We start from the raw sequence: 1,229 nt of genomic DNA, 5'->3' as shown, positions 1-1,229 counted from the left end.
CCGCGTGCGCGTCAGTACTGCATTTAACCGCCTATTGCAGATTCCCGGGGCTTCGGTCACCGATGTCGTCATCGATGGCGGTGAGATCGAGGTCAGCCTGCGTCCGAAGGCCCGGCTGCTGCGTTGCCCGTGCGGCAAACGTTTCCGGTCGATCTATGACCGGCGTCGCCGGCGCTGGCGCCATCTGGATCTGGCTCGAGCACGGCTGTGGCTGGTCTACGACATCCGCCGCATCGACTGCCCGGACTGCGGGGTGACTACCGAGGAACTGCCCTGGGCCCGTCCCGGCGCCCGCCATACCCGCGACTTCGAAGACATGGTGCTGTGGCTGGCCCAACGCACCGACCGCACCTCAGTGGCTACCTTGATGCGCTGCGCTTGGGAAACCGTCACCACGATCATCAACCGCGGCGTGGCCGAGCTGCTTGACCAACGCCGCCTACAGACGCTCTACCGCATCGGGGTCGACGAGATCTGCTACCGCCACCCCCACCGATACCTGACGATCATCGGCGACCACGACACCGGAACCGTCGTCGATATCCAACCCGGGCGCAGCGAGCAATCCCTAGCTAACTTCTATGTCTCCCAGACGGATTCAGCACTCTCGCAGATCGAAGCGGTCAGCATGGACGTCTCACGTGCCTATACGAGTGCCACCACCGCCGCAGTCCCACACGCGGTCATCTGCTACGACGGCTTCCACATCATGCAATGGGTCAACCGCGCCCTGGATCGCGTCTTCGCCGAATCGATCCGTCTACCCGGGCACGCCACCGCCGACTGGAAAGCCGCCCGCTGGGCGCTGCGCACCGGCGAGAACAAACTCACCGACGACAAACGCGCCCTGGTCAACCAGATCGCACGCACCAACCGCCGCATAGGCCGGGCCTGGACACTCAAAGAACAAGCCCGCGACCTCTACCGCTACGACCACGAACCCGGCGTCGCCCGCAGATTGCTCAAAGCCTGGATCACCGCAGCCAAGCGTTCCCGCATCCCCGCCTTCGTCGCCTTGGGCAAACGTTTCGAGGTCTACTTCGAACCCATCCTGGCCGCCATCGAACTCGGCATCTCCAACGCCCTCATCGAAGGCATCAACAGCAAGATCCGCCTCATCAACGCCCGCGGCTACGGACACCACTCCGCCCAAACACTGGCCTCAATGATCTACCTCTGCCTAGGAGGACTGCAGGTCACGCTCCCCACCAGAACCTGAGGAGCCGCAC

Annotated in this window: 1 protein-coding gene; it reads left to right on the top strand. The window is 63.9% G+C overall.

Going from position 1 to position 1,229, the window contains the following annotated elements:
• Nucleotides 1-4: 4 nt before the first annotated feature.
• Nucleotides 5-1,219: an ISL3 family transposase gene (locus tag A5771_RS21305; RefSeq protein WP_064857188.1), complete on the top strand. Its 1,215-nt coding sequence runs from the start codon at nt 5-7 to the stop codon at nt 1,217-1,219.
• Nucleotides 1,220-1,229 lie beyond the last annotated feature (10 nt).

Origin of the sequence: Mycolicibacter sinensis, from assembly GCF_001667375.1 — a bacterium.
Lineage (GTDB): Bacteria > Actinomycetota > Actinomycetes > Mycobacteriales > Mycobacteriaceae > Mycobacterium > Mycobacterium sinense_A.
The sequence above is the reverse complement of the archived record's forward strand: the minus strand, read 5'-3'. Positions and strand labels throughout refer to the sequence as shown.